The organism is Phreatobacter sp. (genome assembly GCF_052440005.1).
GTDB lineage: Bacteria > Pseudomonadota > Alphaproteobacteria > Rhizobiales > Phreatobacteraceae > Phreatobacter.
On the sequence record NZ_JBQVQL010000049.1, the window covers coordinates 1 to 13,689 of the forward strand.

Sequence of the window (13,689 nt, forward strand, 5' to 3'; positions counted from 1 at the left end):
CGGTGCGGCGCTCCGGGCCGTAGGGGCCGTCGACCCAGCGGCGGGTCAGGTAGCACTCGGAGGCGTAGGCGTTGGAGCGGCTTGCGGCGATGGCGCCGCCGACGATCAGGCCGGTGGCAAGCGCCCCGACGCCGAAGCCGATGTGGCGGCGGTGGAACGGGCCGGCTTCGGCCTGGGAAGCGACGCCGACCGACATGGTGGCGACGGCGAGGGCGGCGATGGCGAGGGTCTTGATGCGGTTCATGGCGGTGGTCCTTCTGGCTCTGGTGGGGCACCTGCGCCCCGGTCCTCCATGGGTTGCGCCGCCGCGCAAAAAGGTTCGGGCCCGCCGCGATTTTTTTTCGCAGGCGGGCCCGACGGTCTTTGACGGAGGGGTGAAGCGTCAGGCCGCCGAGACGAGCTGGCCGTAGGACGCCACCTCCGCGACATGGTGGTCGGCATCGCCGAACAGCGTGTCGATCATGGTCAGCCGCTTGAAATAGTGGCCCGCCTTGTACTCCATCGTCATGCCGATGCCGCCGTGCAGCTGGATGCCCTGCTGGCCGATGAACTTCGCCGAACGGCCGATCTGCACCTTTGCGGCGGAGGCGAGCGCCCGCCGCTCCGTCGCATCCTCCGTGGCGGCCGTCATGGCGGCGAACATCGCCATGGAGCGCGCCTGTTCGAGGGCGACGAACATCTCGGCCGCGCGGTGCTGCAGCGCCTGGAACTGGCCGATATTGATGCCGAACTGCTTGCGCTGCTTCAGATAGTCGACGGTGAGATCGGTGAGTTCGCTCATCGCGCCGACGGCTTCGGCGCAGAGCGCGGCGATGGCCTCGTCCGCCACCGCCTCGAGCACGGGAAGCCCGCCTTCGGGGTCGCCGATGACGTCCGTGGCCTCGACGCGCACGCCGGAGAGGCTGACCTCGGCGGCGTGGGTGCCGTCCTGGGTGGGCGAGGAGCGCCGCGACAGGCCCGATGCGTCGCCCGGCACGATGAACAGGCCGATGCCGCCGCGGTCGCGGCGAGCGCCCGCCGTGCGGGCCGAGACGATGATCCGGTCGGCCGTCCCGCCGTTGACGACCACCGCCTTCTCGCCGTCCAGCACCCAGCCGCTGCCGTCCTTCTTCGCCGTCGTGGTGACGTCGAAGAGGTCGTAGCGCGAATGCCGTTCGGTGGTGGCGAGGGCGAAGGTCCGCGATCCCTCGGCGATGGCGGCGATGTGCTCGGCCTTCTGCTCGGCAGAGCCCGCCCGCTTCAGCACCCCGCCGCCGAGGATGACGGTGGCAAGATAGGGTTCAAGGACCAGATATTTGCCGAAGCTCTCGGCCAGCAGCATGGTTTCCACCGCGCCGCCGCCGAAGCCGCCGTCCTCTTCCGAGAAGGGCAGGCCGAGAATGCCGAGCTCGGCGAACTTCGCCCAGACGTCGGGGCTCCAGCCGCCCGGCAGCGCGGCGAACTTCTTCCGGCTCTCGAAGTCGTAGGTATCGGCGAGGAAGCCCTCCACCGAGTCCTTGAGGAGCTGCTGTTCTTCGGAGAGATCGAAATCCATGGGAGGTGCCTGTCGGTGCGGTTCCGCGTCATCTGAAGCTTCGAGGTCGTCATGCCCGGCCTTGCGCCGGGCATCCGCGACTTCATTCAGCGGCGGTCGTGTTCAAGTCGTGGATGGCCGGACGAGCCCGGCCATGACGGAGTGGGGGCCAACCTGGGGCAGCCCATGGGGCTCACAGCCCCAGCACGGCCTTGGCGATGATGTTCTTCTGGATCTCGTTGGAGCCGCCGTAGATCGAGACCTTGCGCACGTTGAAATAGGTCGGCGCGATGGTCTGGGCCCATTCCGGCCCGATCGGCGGCTCGTTCGAGCCCGGCTCCTCCGGCGTGAACGGGGCCGAATGCGGCCCGATCACCTCCATCAGGAGTTCGGTCGTCGCCTGCTGCAGCTCCGAGCCCTTGATCTTCAGCACCGAGGAAGCGGGATCGGGCTTGCCCTTCTCGCGCTTCTTCTCGCCGGCGATGACGCGCAGCTGGGTGATCTCCAGCGCCTTCAGCTCGATCTCTACCTCGGCGATCTTCTCGCGGAAGCGCTGATCCTCGATGAGCGGGCGCCCGCCGCGCTGCTCGATGGCTGCCATCTCCTTGATCTTGCGGATGCGCTGCTTGGAGATGCCGACCCGCGCGATGCCGGTGCGCTCGTTGCCGAGTAGGAACTTGGCGTAGTCCCAGCCCTTGTTCTCCTGGCCGACGAGGTTCTCCAGCGGCACCTTGACGTCGTCGAAGAAGACCTCGTTGACCTCGCGGCCGCCGTCGATGGTCTGGATCGGCTTCACCGTGATGCCCGGCGTCTTCATGTCGACGAGGATGAAGGAGATGCCCTCCTGCTTCTTCACGGTCGCATCGGTGCGGGCGAGGACGAAGATCCAGTCGGCATACTGGCCGAGCGTGGTCCAGGTCTTCTGGCCGTTGATGACCCAATGGTCACCGACCTTCTCGGCCTTCGTCTTCAGGCCCGCGAGATCGGAGCCGGCGCCCGGCTCCGAGAAGCCCTGGCACCACCAGTCGTCGAGGCTGGCGATGCGCGGCAGGAAGCGCTTCTTCTGCTCCTCCGAACCGAACGTGTAGATGACCGGCCCGACCATCGACGTGCCGAAGGCGAGCGGCGGCGGCGAGGGCGCCATCATCATCTCCTCGAGGAAGATGTACTGCTTCACCGCGTCCCAGCCGGTGCCGCCATAGGCCACCGGCCAGTGCGCCACGCCCCAGCCCTTGTCGTTGAGCGTCTTCTGCCAGAAGACGATGTCGTCGCGGGTCGGATGATGCCCGGCGGCGAGTTTTTCCCGGAGGGCCTTGGGCAGTTTGGCGTCGATGAAGGCGCGGACCTCCTTGCGGAAGGCGATTTCCTCGTCGGTGAACCTCAGTTCCATGCGGAGCCTCCTCAGAGCAGGGCCGCGCCGGCAAGGCGCGGGATGACGGTTTCCTCGGCGCCCGGAAAACATACCGGTGCGAATGTTTCTTGGGCGCATTCAACCCCCGCGCCGCTGCGAAGGCAACAGGGAACCTGCGGGGGTCGCCTCCCTCGAAGGATCAGGCCCGCCCGCATGGCTGCCGTCGCTGCCGCAGGCGAGCGGCGTCCACGGAGGCGTGGCACAGTCCGCCCGGCAACAGGGGAGACGGCTCATGGCCTTCGATTTCACGGGTAAGCGCGTGGTGGTGTGCGGCGGCAGCCGCGGGATCGGCCGGTCCATCGCGCTGGGATTTGCGGCAGCGGGGGCCGGCGTCTCCATCTGCGCCCGCGGCGAGGATGGGCTGAAGGCCACCGCCGCCGAGATGGGAGCGCTCGGCGCCGTGACCCATTTCGCGGCCTGCGACCTCGCCGACGGGGCCGCCATCGCCGCCTACATCCCAGCAGCCGCCAAGGCGCTCGGCGGCATCGACGTGCTCGTCAACAACGCCTCCGGCTTCGGCCTGGGCGATACCGAGGACGGCTGGGCCAAGGGTCTCAACGTCGACGTCATGGCGACGGTGCGCGCCAGCCACGCTGCGCTGACCTTCCTCGAGGCGGCGAAGGGCTCATCCATCGTCAACATCGCCTCGATCTCGGGCTACCGGCCCTCGATCCGCACCGCGGCCTATGCGGCGGTCAAGGCGGCGGTGATCCAGTACACGACGAGCCAGGCCGCGGCGCTCGCCCCGAAGGGCATCCGCGTCAACTGCGTGGCGCCAGGCTCCATCGAGTTTCCGGGCGGCACCTGGGAGGCGCGCCGCACCTCCGACCCCGCCCTCTACAACAAGGTGCTGAGCGCCATCCCCTTCAACCGCCTCGGCACGCCGGAGGAGATCGCCAGCGTCGTCATGTTCCTCGCCTCGCCCCATGCGAGCTGGATGACGGCGCAGACCCTCGTCGTCGACGGCGGCCAGTTGCTCGGCTGAAACAGAAAAGGCGGGCTGTTGGCCCGCCTTTTCGATCCCGACTACAGGCGTCACGCCAGCGTGTAGGCGGTCTTCACCGTGGTGTAGAACTCGCGGGCGTAGGCGCCCTGCTCGCGCGGGCCGTAGCTGGAGCCCTTCCGCCCGCCGAACGGCACGTGATAGTCGACGCCCGCCGTCGGCAGGTTGACCATCACCATGCCGGCCTCCGAGTTGCGCTTGAAGTGCGAAGCATATTTCAGCGAGGTCGTGCAGATGCCCGCCGACAGGCCGAACTCGGTGTCGTTGGCGATCGCCAGCGCGTCGTCGTAGTTCTTGGCGCGGACGACCGCCGCCACGGGCCCGAAGATCTCCTCGCGGGCGATGCGCATCGAATTGGTCACCTCGGTGAACAGCGCCGGCTGCAGGTAGAAGCCGGGATTGTCGCGGTTCAGCCGCTCGCCGCCCCAATGGAGCTTCGCGCCCTCGTCGCGGCCGATGGCGATGTACTTCTCGTCCTGGCCGAGCTGGCTCTCGTCCACCACCGGGCCGATATGGGTGCCGGCCTTCATGGCGTCGTCCACCACAAGACCCTTCATCCGCTCCGTCAGGGCGTCGACGAACCGGTCGTGGATGCCCTCGGTGACGATGAGGCGCGAGGACGCCGTGCAGCGCTGGCCGGTGGAGAAGAAGGCGCCGTTGGCGGCGCACTCGACCGCGATCGCCAGATCCGCATCGTCCAGCACGACGAGCGGGTTCTTGCCGCCCATCTCGAGCTGCACCTTCTTCATCGGCGTGGAGGCCACGCAGGCCGCGGCGACCTTGCGGCCGGTCGCGACCGAGCCGGTGAAGGAGATGGCGGCGACGTCCGGATGCTCCAGCATCGCCTGGCCGACAACAGAGCCGCGGCCCATGACGATGTTCAGCACGCCCTTCGGCAGGCCGGCGCGGTTGAGGATGTCGACCAGCGCCCAGGCCGAACCCGGAACGAGATCCGCCGGCTTGATGACGACGGTGTTGCCGTAGGCGAGGGCCGGCGCCAGCTTCCAGGCGGGGATGGCGATGGGGAAGTTCCACGGCGTGATCATGCCGACGACGCCGACGGCCTCACGGGTGATCTCGATGCCGACACCCGGACGGATGGAGTTCACCAGCTCGCCGTTCAGCCGCAGCGCCTCGGCGGCGAAGAAGGAGAGGATCTGGCCGGCGCGGGTCGCCTCGCCGATGCCCTCCGGCAGGGTCTTGCCCTCCTCGCGGGAGAGCAGCGCGCCGAGCTCCTCCTTGCGCGCCATCACCTCGTTCGAGGCCTTCATCAGCACGTCGTAGCGCAGCTGCGGGTTCGAGCGGCTCCAGGCGGGGAAGGCTTCCTTCGCCGCGGCGACGGCGGCCTTCAGGTCCTCGACGGAGCCCTGCGCATATTCGCCCACCACCTCGTTGGTGTTGGACGGGTTGAGGTTCGGGGCGGCCTTGGCCGGATTGACGAACTCGCCGGCGATAAAATTGCGGAACACGGTGGTCATGGGGCTTGCCTCCTCGCCGGGTGACGCGGACCCGGTTCGGACACGCCGGTCCGTCCGATCCGTCTCGGGGGCGGCACAGAACCACAATCGGGCGGCTGCGACCAGACCGCCGGCCATGCGTGGCGAGCGGCCCGGCCTCGCGGGCAACGCTCAGCGAGCGGCGGCCCCGGACGCGCGCATATCAGCAAGCAGCGCCGCGACCTTCGCCTCCGTCAGCCCGTCGACGCCGCCGATCAGCGTGTCCTTGACCGGCTTGACCCCGATGAAGGCGAGGATGTTGCGCTTCAGCGCGGCGAGGCTGTGGGCGAAGTAGAACCAGCGATAGGCGAAGGCCGGCATGCCCATGGTGACGACGACATGGGCCGTCCTCCCGGCGAGCAACTTCTCCGGAAAGCCCTTCTCGCGGTAGCGGAAGGCAAATCCCGGGCGGCAGACCTGCTCGAAGAAGGCCTTGAGCAGGGCCGGCATGGCGCCGAGCCACAGCGGATAGACGATGAGCCAGTGCTCCGCCCAGGCCAAAGTCTCCTGCGCCCCCGCAATGTCACCCTGAGCGGCGCCGGTCTCGAAGTCCGCTTTGGTGCGCAACTGCGGGATGTCGAGGAGCGCGAGATCGATGATGCGGACCGCATGCCCCGCCGCCTCGGCGCCCGCAGCATAGGCCTGCAGCATCTGTCGGCAGAGCCGCTCCGGGGCCGGATCGGGATGGCCGACGATGATGGCGATCCGGCGGGTGGCCACGGCTCAGGCTTTCCCGTCGGGAACCGCCGCCGCGGCCGCAGCCTCCGCCACCTCGCGCAGATGCATGGCCTCGTCGGCATAGACACCCATGGTCTCCGCCGCAAAGCGCAACTCGACCTCGATGAGCTCCATGGGCGAACCGACCCGCGACCAGGCGCGGATGCGTTCGGCATGGGCCTTGAGGCGCTCGGCGGCAAAATCGCGCAGTTCCGCGCCGACCGCCGTGGCGACGGCCGGGAGGGTGGCGACGAAGGTGACCGCATCGGCGGCGCTGCGCGCATTGTGGCTGCGGGCGTGGGCGGGTGTCCTGGCAAGCATGGCGACCTCCATCTCGGACGATGGCATCATCCATGCCCGAAGCGCGCGACGGGGTCGCTGCGCTGGATCAAGAGGTGGGGGCCGGCGGGTTCCTGTCATGCCCGCTGTCCCCTTCCGCAATCCCTGGAAACAATCCTAGTCTGCGCACCCCTGGAGACTGCCCCCGGACCGCTCATGCCCAGACCGCGCCCCTCGACCGCGCTCGACCATATCCGCGTCCTCGACCTCACGCGGGTGCGCGCCGGTCCCACCTGCTGCCGGGTGCTGGCCGATTTCGGCGCGGACGTGATCAAGGTGGAGGCGCCGCCGGGCGTCGACCCCAACGAGAACATGTCGGGCGACCGCCACGGCTTCGACATGCAGAACCTGCATCGCAACAAGCGCTCGCTGACGCTCAATCTGAAGACGGAGGAGGGCCGCGCCGTCTTTCTGAAGCTCGTCGAGACCGCCGACGTCGTGGTCGAGAACTACCGGCCGGACGTGAAGGAGCGGCTCGGCATCGGCTACGAGGCGCTGAAGGCGGTGAACCCGCGCATCATCCTCGCCTCCGTCTCCGGCTTCGGCCAGACCGGCCCCTATCGCACCCGCGCCGGCTTCGACCAGATCGCGCAGGGAATGGGCGGCCTCATGGCGATCACCGGCCATGCCGGCCAAGGGCCGATGCGCGCCGGCATCGCGGTCGCCGATTCCGCTGCGGGCGTCTATGCCGCCACCGGCATCCTCGTCGCCCTCGCCGAGCGCGAGAAGTCAGGCGAGGGCCAGTGGGTGCAGACCTCGCTCCTGCAGGCCATGATCGCCATGTGCGACTTCCAGGCCGCCGTCTACACGGTGGACGGCAAGGTGCCGCCGCAGAACGGCAACGACCATCCCCATTCGACGCCGATGGGCGTGCTGCCCACCGCCGACGGCTACATCAACGTCGGTGTCGGCGGCGAGGGCCAGTGGAAGAGCTTCTGCAAGGCAGTGGGCCGCGACGATCTCACTGCCCATCCCGACTATGCCAATGCCCGGCAGCGCTTCAGGAACCGGCCGGCCCTGATGGGCCTGCTCGGCGACATGTTCCGCACCGAGCCGACGGCGCACTGGCTGGAGAGGCTCGAGAGCGAGGGCGTTCCCGCCGGGCCGATCTACACCATGGACGAGGTGTTCTCCGACCCGCAGGTCGACCATCTCGGCATGGCCGTGCCGATCCATCATCACGCCCGCGGCGACATCCGCCTCATCGCCCAGCCGCTCGTCATGTCGCGCACCCCGCCACGGATCGAAACGCCCGTCGCCGAGCCCGGCGAGCACAGCGCCGAGGTGCTGGCCGAGGCAGGATTCTCCGAGCGCGAGATCGCGCGCCTGCGCGCCGCCCGCATCGTCTGAACGTCATTTCACAAGGATCTGCCGCCGTGACCGAACCCGCCCCGCACACGCCCTCCGTCCGCTATGCCGTCGCCGGCGGCGTCGCCACGCTCACCATCGACCAGCCCGCCAAGATGAACGCCATGACTTTCGACATGTGGTCGAGCGTCCCGGGCCTGGTGAAACAGGCGGAGGAGGACCGCTCTGTCCGCGTCATCGTCGTGACCGGGGCCGGCGACAAGGCCTTCTGCGCCGGTGCCGACATTTCCCAGTTCGGCGCCAAGCGCACCGGCGAGGAGGCCGTGCGCGCCTACGACATCGCGGTGGCGAATGGCATGGCCGCGATCCACGACGCCGCCAAGCCCACCATCGCCGTCATCCGCGGCATCTGCTTCGGCGGGGGCTGCGCCCTGGCGCTGACCTGCGACCTGCGTTTCGCCACCTCGGATTCGCGCTTCCGCGTACCGGCGGCACGCCTCGGGCTCGGCTATGGCTTTTCCAGCATCAAGATGATGATCAAGAAGCTCGGCACGGCCGCTGTCGCCGACATCCTCATTTCGGCGCGCATCCTCGACGCCGCCGACGGGGAGCGCGCCAACGTCATTCACCGCGCCTGGCCGCGCGAGAGCTTCGAGGCAGAGGTCCAGGCCTATCTCGCAACCGTCGCGGCCAACGCGCCGTTGACACTCGCCGCCATCAAGCGCTCGCTGGTCGAGCTCTCGCGCCCCGAGGCTGAGCAGGACGCCGAGGCGGTAGATGCCCTCGTCGCCCGCTGCTTCGCCTCCGCCGACTACAAGGAGGGCCAGAAGGCCTTCCTCGAGAAGCGCCTGCCCGACTTCAAGGGCGAGTAGGGGAGCATCGCCATGGATCTCGGTCTCGCGGGCAGGAAGGTCGTCGTCACCGGCGCCTCGAAGGGTATCGGCCAGGCCTGCGCCGAGGTCTTCGCCGCCGAAGGCGCCCATGTCGTGATGGTGGCGCGTGATGCGACGCGGCTCGCCGCCGCGGCCGCCTCCATCCAGGCTCGGCACCAGGGGCCGGTCGAGATCGCCTCGGCCGACCTCTCGCGCGCAGCCGACCGCGAGGCGCTCTGGGCCAACCACCCGGACGCCGACATCCTCGTCAACAATGCCGGCGCCATTCCAGCCGGCGGCCTCCTCGACCTCTCCATGGAGACCTGGGAGGAGGCCTGGGCGCTGAAGGTGATGGGCTATATCCACCTCACCAAGCTCGCCCTCTTCGCCATGAAGGAGCGCAGGAGCGGCGTCATCGTCAATATCATCGGCATGGCGGGGCGCCTGCCCCGCTACGACTATGTCTGTGGCGGCACCGGCAACGCGGCGCTCATGGCCTTCACCGGCGCGGCCGGCGGCAAGTCGCAGGAATGGGGCGTCCGCATCTTCGGTATCAACCCCGCCGGCACCCGCACCGACCGCATCATCGCCCTGTCCAAACAAAGGGCAGTTGCCGCCTTTGGCGACGAAAGCCGCTGGGAGGAGATGCTGACCGGCCTGCCGCTCGGCCGGCTCATCGACCCCAGAGAGATCGCCAACGCGGCGGCGTTCCTCGCTTCTCCCGCCTGCGGCTACGTCTCCGGCGCGACGCTGGACGTCGACGGCGGCCTCGCATTCAGGGCCTGAGCCCGGCGCCCTGCCGCTTGGCTCATGTCTTGCTTATGATACAAGCCTCTTCGGAGGCAGTCCCCGCTCGCAGGCCGGACGGGGAATGGAAGGATACCCTTTTGAGCATGTTCACGACCCGCCCGGAAATCGACGGCACATTCGGCGTCGCCACCACCACCCACTGGCTCGCGACCGCGGTCGCCATGGGCATCCTGGAGCGTGGTGGCAACGCCTTCGACGCCGGCTGCGCGGCGGCCTTCACACTGCAGATCGTCGAGCCGCACCTGAACGGCCCCGGCGGCGACGTGCCTGTCATCCTCTACGACGCGAAGAAGGAGGCGGTGGAGGTCATCTGCGGCCAGGGCCCGGCCCCGGCCGGCGCCACCATCGAACATTACCGCTCCCTCGGCCTCGACCTGGTGCCAGGCACCGGCCTTCTCGCCACCTGCATCCCCGGCGCCTTCGACACCTGGATGCTGATGCTGCGCGACTACGGCACCATGCGCCCGCGCGACGTTCTGGAGGCGGCCATCTTCTATGCGCGCCATGGCTATCCGCTGGTCGAGCGCATCCCCGCCACCATCCGCACGGTGGAGAACCTCTTCCGCGAGCACTGGCCCACCTCGGCCGCCGTCTATCTGCCGGGCGGCAGCGTGCCGAAGCCCGGCGACCTCTTCACCAACGTCAGGCTCGCCGAGACCTACGAGCGGGTCCTGAAGGAATGCGAGGGCGGGACTCGCGAGGACGAGATCGCCCGCGCCCGCTTCGTCTGGAGCCAGGGCTTCGTCGCGGAGGCCATCGACCGCTATTGCCGCACCGAGGAGGTCTTCGACGTCACGGGGCAGCGCAACAAGGGCGTCCTCACGGGTCAGGACATGGCGGGCTGGAAGGCCTCCATCGAAGCGCCGATCCACTACGACTACGGCCGCTACCGCGTCTTCAAGCCCTCGACCTGGAGCCAGGGCCTCGCCTGTCTGCAGCAGCTCGCGCTGGTGAACGGCATGGGCCTCGACGACATGCCGGTGACCGGGCCCGATTTCGTCCATGTCGTCACCGAGGCCGCCAAGCTCGCCTTCGCCGACCGCGAGGCCTTCTACGGTGACCCGGCCTTCGTCGACGTGCCGATCGAGACGCTGCTCTCCGACGCCTACAACGCCGAGCGGCGCAAGCTGATCGGCGAGACTGCCTCCCTCGACCTGCGCCCTGGCACCATCGCCGGGGCCGGCGGCAAGGTCGACGCGCGCGTCTCCTCCGGCAAGCGCGTGGCGGTAGGTGCCACCGGCGCCGGCGAGCCGACCGTCGGCGACATCGAGACGGAGGCGAACGGCGTCACCCGCGGCGACACCGTCCATTTCGACATCATCGACCGCTGGGGCAACATGGTGTCCTCGACCCCCTCCGGCGGCTGGCTGCAATCTTCGCCCATCATCCCCGACCTCGGCTTCTGCCTCGGCTCGCGCGCCCAGATGTTCTGGCTCGACGAGACCCATCCGGCAGCGCTCCAGCCCGGCAGGAGGCCGCGCTCGACGCTCACACCCACCCTCGCCTATCGCGACGGCGCGCCCTACCTCGCCTGGGGTTCCCCCGGCGGCGACCAGCAGGACCAGTGGATCCCGCAGATGTTCCTGCGCCATGTCCACGCCGGCATGAACCTGCAGGAGGCGATCGACGCCCCGGCCTGGCATACCGAGCACTTCCCCGGCTCCTTCTGGCCGCGCACCTCCCGCCCCGGCGTCATCGTCGTCGAGAGCCGCTTCCCGCAGGCCACCATCGACGAGCTCCGCCGCCGCGGCCACGAGGTCGAGATCGGCGGCGCCTGGTCCGAGGGCCGCCTCACCGCGGCGCGCAAGGAGGGCCACCGCCTCAAGGCCGCCGCCAATCCGCGCGGCATGCAGGCCTATGCGGGCGGACGGTGAGGATCGCGCCATGAGGACGCCCGCATGACCTGGTCGATCGCCGCACGGGACCCGGCAACCGGCGCCAAGGGCATCGCCGTGGCGACGCGCGCCTTCGCGGTCGGCGCCATCGTTCCCCATGTCGATTCCGACCACGGCGCCGTCGCCACCCAGGCCCTCGCGAACATCACCTATGGGCCGCGGGGTCTGAGACTTCTGCGCGAGGGGCTGCCGGCGGACGAGGTGCTGCGCGTCCTGCTCGCCTCCGACGGCGGCGCCAGCCACCGCCAGGTCCACATCATGGACAGCGCCGGCCGCTTCGCTGCCCATACGGGCGAAGACTGCATCGGCTGGTGCGGCCACGCGATCCATGACGGGTTCTCGGTCGCCGGCAACATGCTGGCGGGGCCCGAGGTCATCGCCGAGACGGCGCGGGTCTTCGCCGAGAGCGCCGCCCTGCCCTTCCCGCGGCGGCTGATCGCCGCCATGCGGGCGGGGGAAGCGGCGGGCGGCGACAAGCGCGGCAAGCAGTCGGCCGCGCTCCTGATCCACACCACCGAGGACTATCCGTACCTGTCGCTGCGCGTCGACGATCATGCCGAGCCGCTGGCGGAGCTCGATCGCCTCGAGCAGGTCTGGCGCCAGCGCGCCGTCCATTTCAACGCCATGCTCGCGACCCGCCGCGACCTCACCGGCACCGTCGACCGCGACGTCATCAACGCCGCCATCGAGGCGGCCCTCGCCCACGAGGCGGGCAACGGCTGACCCTTTCGCTTCCACCCCCCGTACAAGAGCGCGTCACGCGCCGACATCACCAGAGGACCGGACCCATGACGACCATGAGACAGACACTCGCCTGGACGGCCAGCGCCTTCCTCCTCGCCGCCTCCATCTCCGGCGCGGCCGCCCAGCAGTCGGTGCTGCGCATCGGCCTGGCCGAGGACCCGGACGTTCTCGACCCGACGCGTGCCCGCACCTATGTCGGCCGCATCGTCTTCGCCTCCATCTGCGACAAGCTCTTCGACATCGACGACAAGCTCGCCATCGTGCCGCAGCTGGCGCTCTCCCACGAGACCTCCGCCGACGGCAAGACGGTCACCATCAAGCTCCGTCCCGGCGTGAAATTCCACGACGGCGAGGCCATGGACGCCGAGGCGGTGAAGTTCTCGCTCGAGCGCCACATGACCATGCAGGGCTCGTTCCGCCGGCCCGAGCTCTCGGCCGTCGACAAGGTCGAGGTGGTCGATCCGCTCACCGTCCGCCTCCTGCTCAAGCAGCCCTTCTCGCCGCTCCTCGCCCAGCTCACCGACCGCGCCGGCATGATGGTCAGCCCCAGGGCCGCCCGCGAGCTCGGCGAGCGTTTCGGCTCGGCCCCCGTCTGCGCCGGCCCTTACCGGTTCGTCGAGCGCGTCCAGCAGGACCGCATCGTCGTCGAGCGCTTCGCCGACTACTGGAACAAGGACCAGGTCACCATCGGCCGGATCGAGTATCGTCCGATCACCGACGCCACGGTGCGCCTCGCCAACCTGCGCTCCGGCCAGCTCGACCTGATCGAGCGGGCCCTCGCCACCGACATCCCGCAGATCCGCGCCAATGCGCAGCTGCGTATGGCCGCCGGCGTCGACCTCGGCTACCAGGGCGTCACCCTCAACATCGCCAAGTCGGACGCTGGCAAGCAGGGCTTCGGCCGTGATCCGCGCATCATCCAGGCCTTCTCGCTGGCCATCGACCGGCAGGCGCTCAACCAGGTCGTGTTCAACGGCTCGGCCATGCCCGGCAACCAGTGGGTGAACCCGGAGAACCCCTATTTCCAGACCCGCTTCCCGGTGCCGCAGCGTGACGTCGCCAAGGCGCGCCAGCTCATGCAGGCGGCCGGCGTGCGCGGGCAGCTCTCCATCGACTTCATGGTGCCGAACAACCCGGAGGTCCGTCAGGTCGCCGAGGTGCTGCAGGCGATGACGGCAGAGGCCGGCTTCGACCTGAAGATCCGCGTCACCGAGTTCGCGACCTCCCTCCAGGAGGCCGAACAGGGCCGCTACCAGGCCTACATGCTGAACTGGTCGGGCCGCACCGATCCGGACGGCAACGTCTTCTCCTTCCACGCCTGCAACCAGCCGCAGAACTACGGCGGCTACTGCAATCCCGCCGCAGACGCCCTCCTCAACGAGGCGCGCACCAAGACCGACCCGGCCGAGCGCAAGGCGATCTACGAGAAGCTGACCGAGCTCCTGCTCAGCGAGGGCGGCATCGTCTATCTCTACCACCGCCCGGTCGTCATCGTTCATTCGGCCCGCCTGGAAGGCTTCCGCGCCTTCCCGGACGGCCTCGTGCGCGTGATCGGCCTCAAGTTCCGCGGCAACTGACGTC

General features: G+C 69.1%; 13 protein-coding genes. 7 read left to right on the top strand and 6 right to left on the bottom strand.

Translation table 11 applies throughout. The annotated features are described in order from the left end of the window. The 3 genes from ACT6XY_RS13150 to pimC form a co-directional block, all read right to left on the bottom strand. The coding region (locus tag ACT6XY_RS13150; protein ID WP_444748776.1) for a hypothetical protein at window positions 1–244 on the bottom strand (244 nt) is incomplete at its 3' end. 138 nt (window positions 245–382) lie between these two features. Next, window positions 383–1,534, bottom strand: coding sequence for an acyl-CoA dehydrogenase family protein (locus ACT6XY_RS13155; protein WP_444748777.1), 1,152 nt, complete (start codon window positions 1,532–1,534; stop codon window positions 383–385). A gap of 172 nt (window positions 1,535–1,706) precedes the next feature. Next, window positions 1,707–2,903 carry a pimeloyl-CoA dehydrogenase large subunit gene (gene pimC, locus ACT6XY_RS13160; protein ID WP_444748778.1) on the bottom strand — a complete coding sequence of 399 codons (1,197 nt, stop codon included), beginning with the start codon at window positions 2,901–2,903 and terminating at the stop codon, window positions 1,707–1,709. A 253-nt stretch (window positions 2,904–3,156) separates the two neighbouring features. On the opposite strand from pimC, the gene ACT6XY_RS13165 reads away from it, so the two are divergent. Beyond that, entirely contained in the window at window positions 3,157–3,909 is a 753-nt protein-coding gene (locus ACT6XY_RS13165; RefSeq protein WP_444748779.1) for an SDR family NAD(P)-dependent oxidoreductase, read from the top strand. Between the two features lie 50 nt (window positions 3,910–3,959). On the opposite strand, the gene ACT6XY_RS13170 is transcribed toward ACT6XY_RS13165, so the two are convergent. The 3 genes from ACT6XY_RS13170 to ACT6XY_RS13180 form a co-directional block, all read right to left on the bottom strand. Then, a complete protein-coding gene (locus ACT6XY_RS13170) occupies window positions 3,960–5,405 on the bottom strand; it encodes an aldehyde dehydrogenase family protein (protein ID WP_444748780.1) in 1,446 nt (481 codons plus the stop codon). Window positions 5,406–5,555: 150 nt separating this feature from the next. Then, on the bottom strand, window positions 5,556–6,143 hold the full coding sequence (locus ACT6XY_RS13175; protein WP_444748781.1) for an NAD(P)H-dependent oxidoreductase: 588 nt from the start codon (window positions 6,141–6,143) through the stop codon (window positions 5,556–5,558). 3 nt (window positions 6,144–6,146) lie between these two features. Continuing rightward, window positions 6,147–6,461 (bottom strand): hypothetical protein, encoded by a 315-nt coding sequence (locus ACT6XY_RS13180; RefSeq protein ID WP_444748782.1) that lies wholly within the window; start codon window positions 6,459–6,461, stop codon window positions 6,147–6,149. 174 nt (window positions 6,462–6,635) lie between these two features. Here ACT6XY_RS13180 and ACT6XY_RS13185 point away from each other — a divergent pair, with 174 nt between their 5' ends. From ACT6XY_RS13185 to ACT6XY_RS13210, 6 genes are all read left to right on the top strand, one after another. After that, a complete protein-coding gene (locus ACT6XY_RS13185) occupies window positions 6,636–7,829 on the top strand; it encodes a CaiB/BaiF CoA transferase family protein (RefSeq protein WP_444748783.1) in 1,194 nt (397 codons plus the stop codon). 26 nt (window positions 7,830–7,855) lie between these two features. Continuing rightward, window positions 7,856–8,659: an enoyl-CoA hydratase gene (locus ACT6XY_RS13190; protein ID WP_444748784.1), complete on the top strand. Its 804-nt coding sequence runs from the start codon at window positions 7,856–7,858 to the stop codon at window positions 8,657–8,659. 12 nt (window positions 8,660–8,671) lie between these two features. After that, window positions 8,672–9,445 (top strand): short-chain dehydrogenase/reductase, encoded by a 774-nt coding sequence (locus tag ACT6XY_RS13195; RefSeq protein WP_444748785.1) that lies wholly within the window; start codon window positions 8,672–8,674, stop codon window positions 9,443–9,445. Window positions 9,446–9,552: 107 nt separating this feature from the next. After that, window positions 9,553–11,343 (top strand): gamma-glutamyltransferase family protein, encoded by a 1,791-nt coding sequence (locus ACT6XY_RS13200; RefSeq protein ID WP_444748786.1) that lies wholly within the window; start codon window positions 9,553–9,555, stop codon window positions 11,341–11,343. Window positions 11,344–11,367: 24 nt separating this feature from the next. Beyond that, the gene (locus ACT6XY_RS13205; protein ID WP_444748787.1) at window positions 11,368–12,087 is read left to right on the top strand and encodes a DUF1028 domain-containing protein; all 720 of its coding nucleotides are present in this window, start codon (window positions 11,368–11,370) and stop codon (window positions 12,085–12,087) included. Between the two features lie 65 nt (window positions 12,088–12,152). Then, a complete protein-coding gene (locus tag ACT6XY_RS13210; RefSeq protein ID WP_444748788.1) occupies window positions 12,153–13,685 on the top strand; it encodes an ABC transporter substrate-binding protein in 1,533 nt (510 codons plus the stop codon). Window positions 13,686–13,689: the final 4 nt, after the last annotated feature.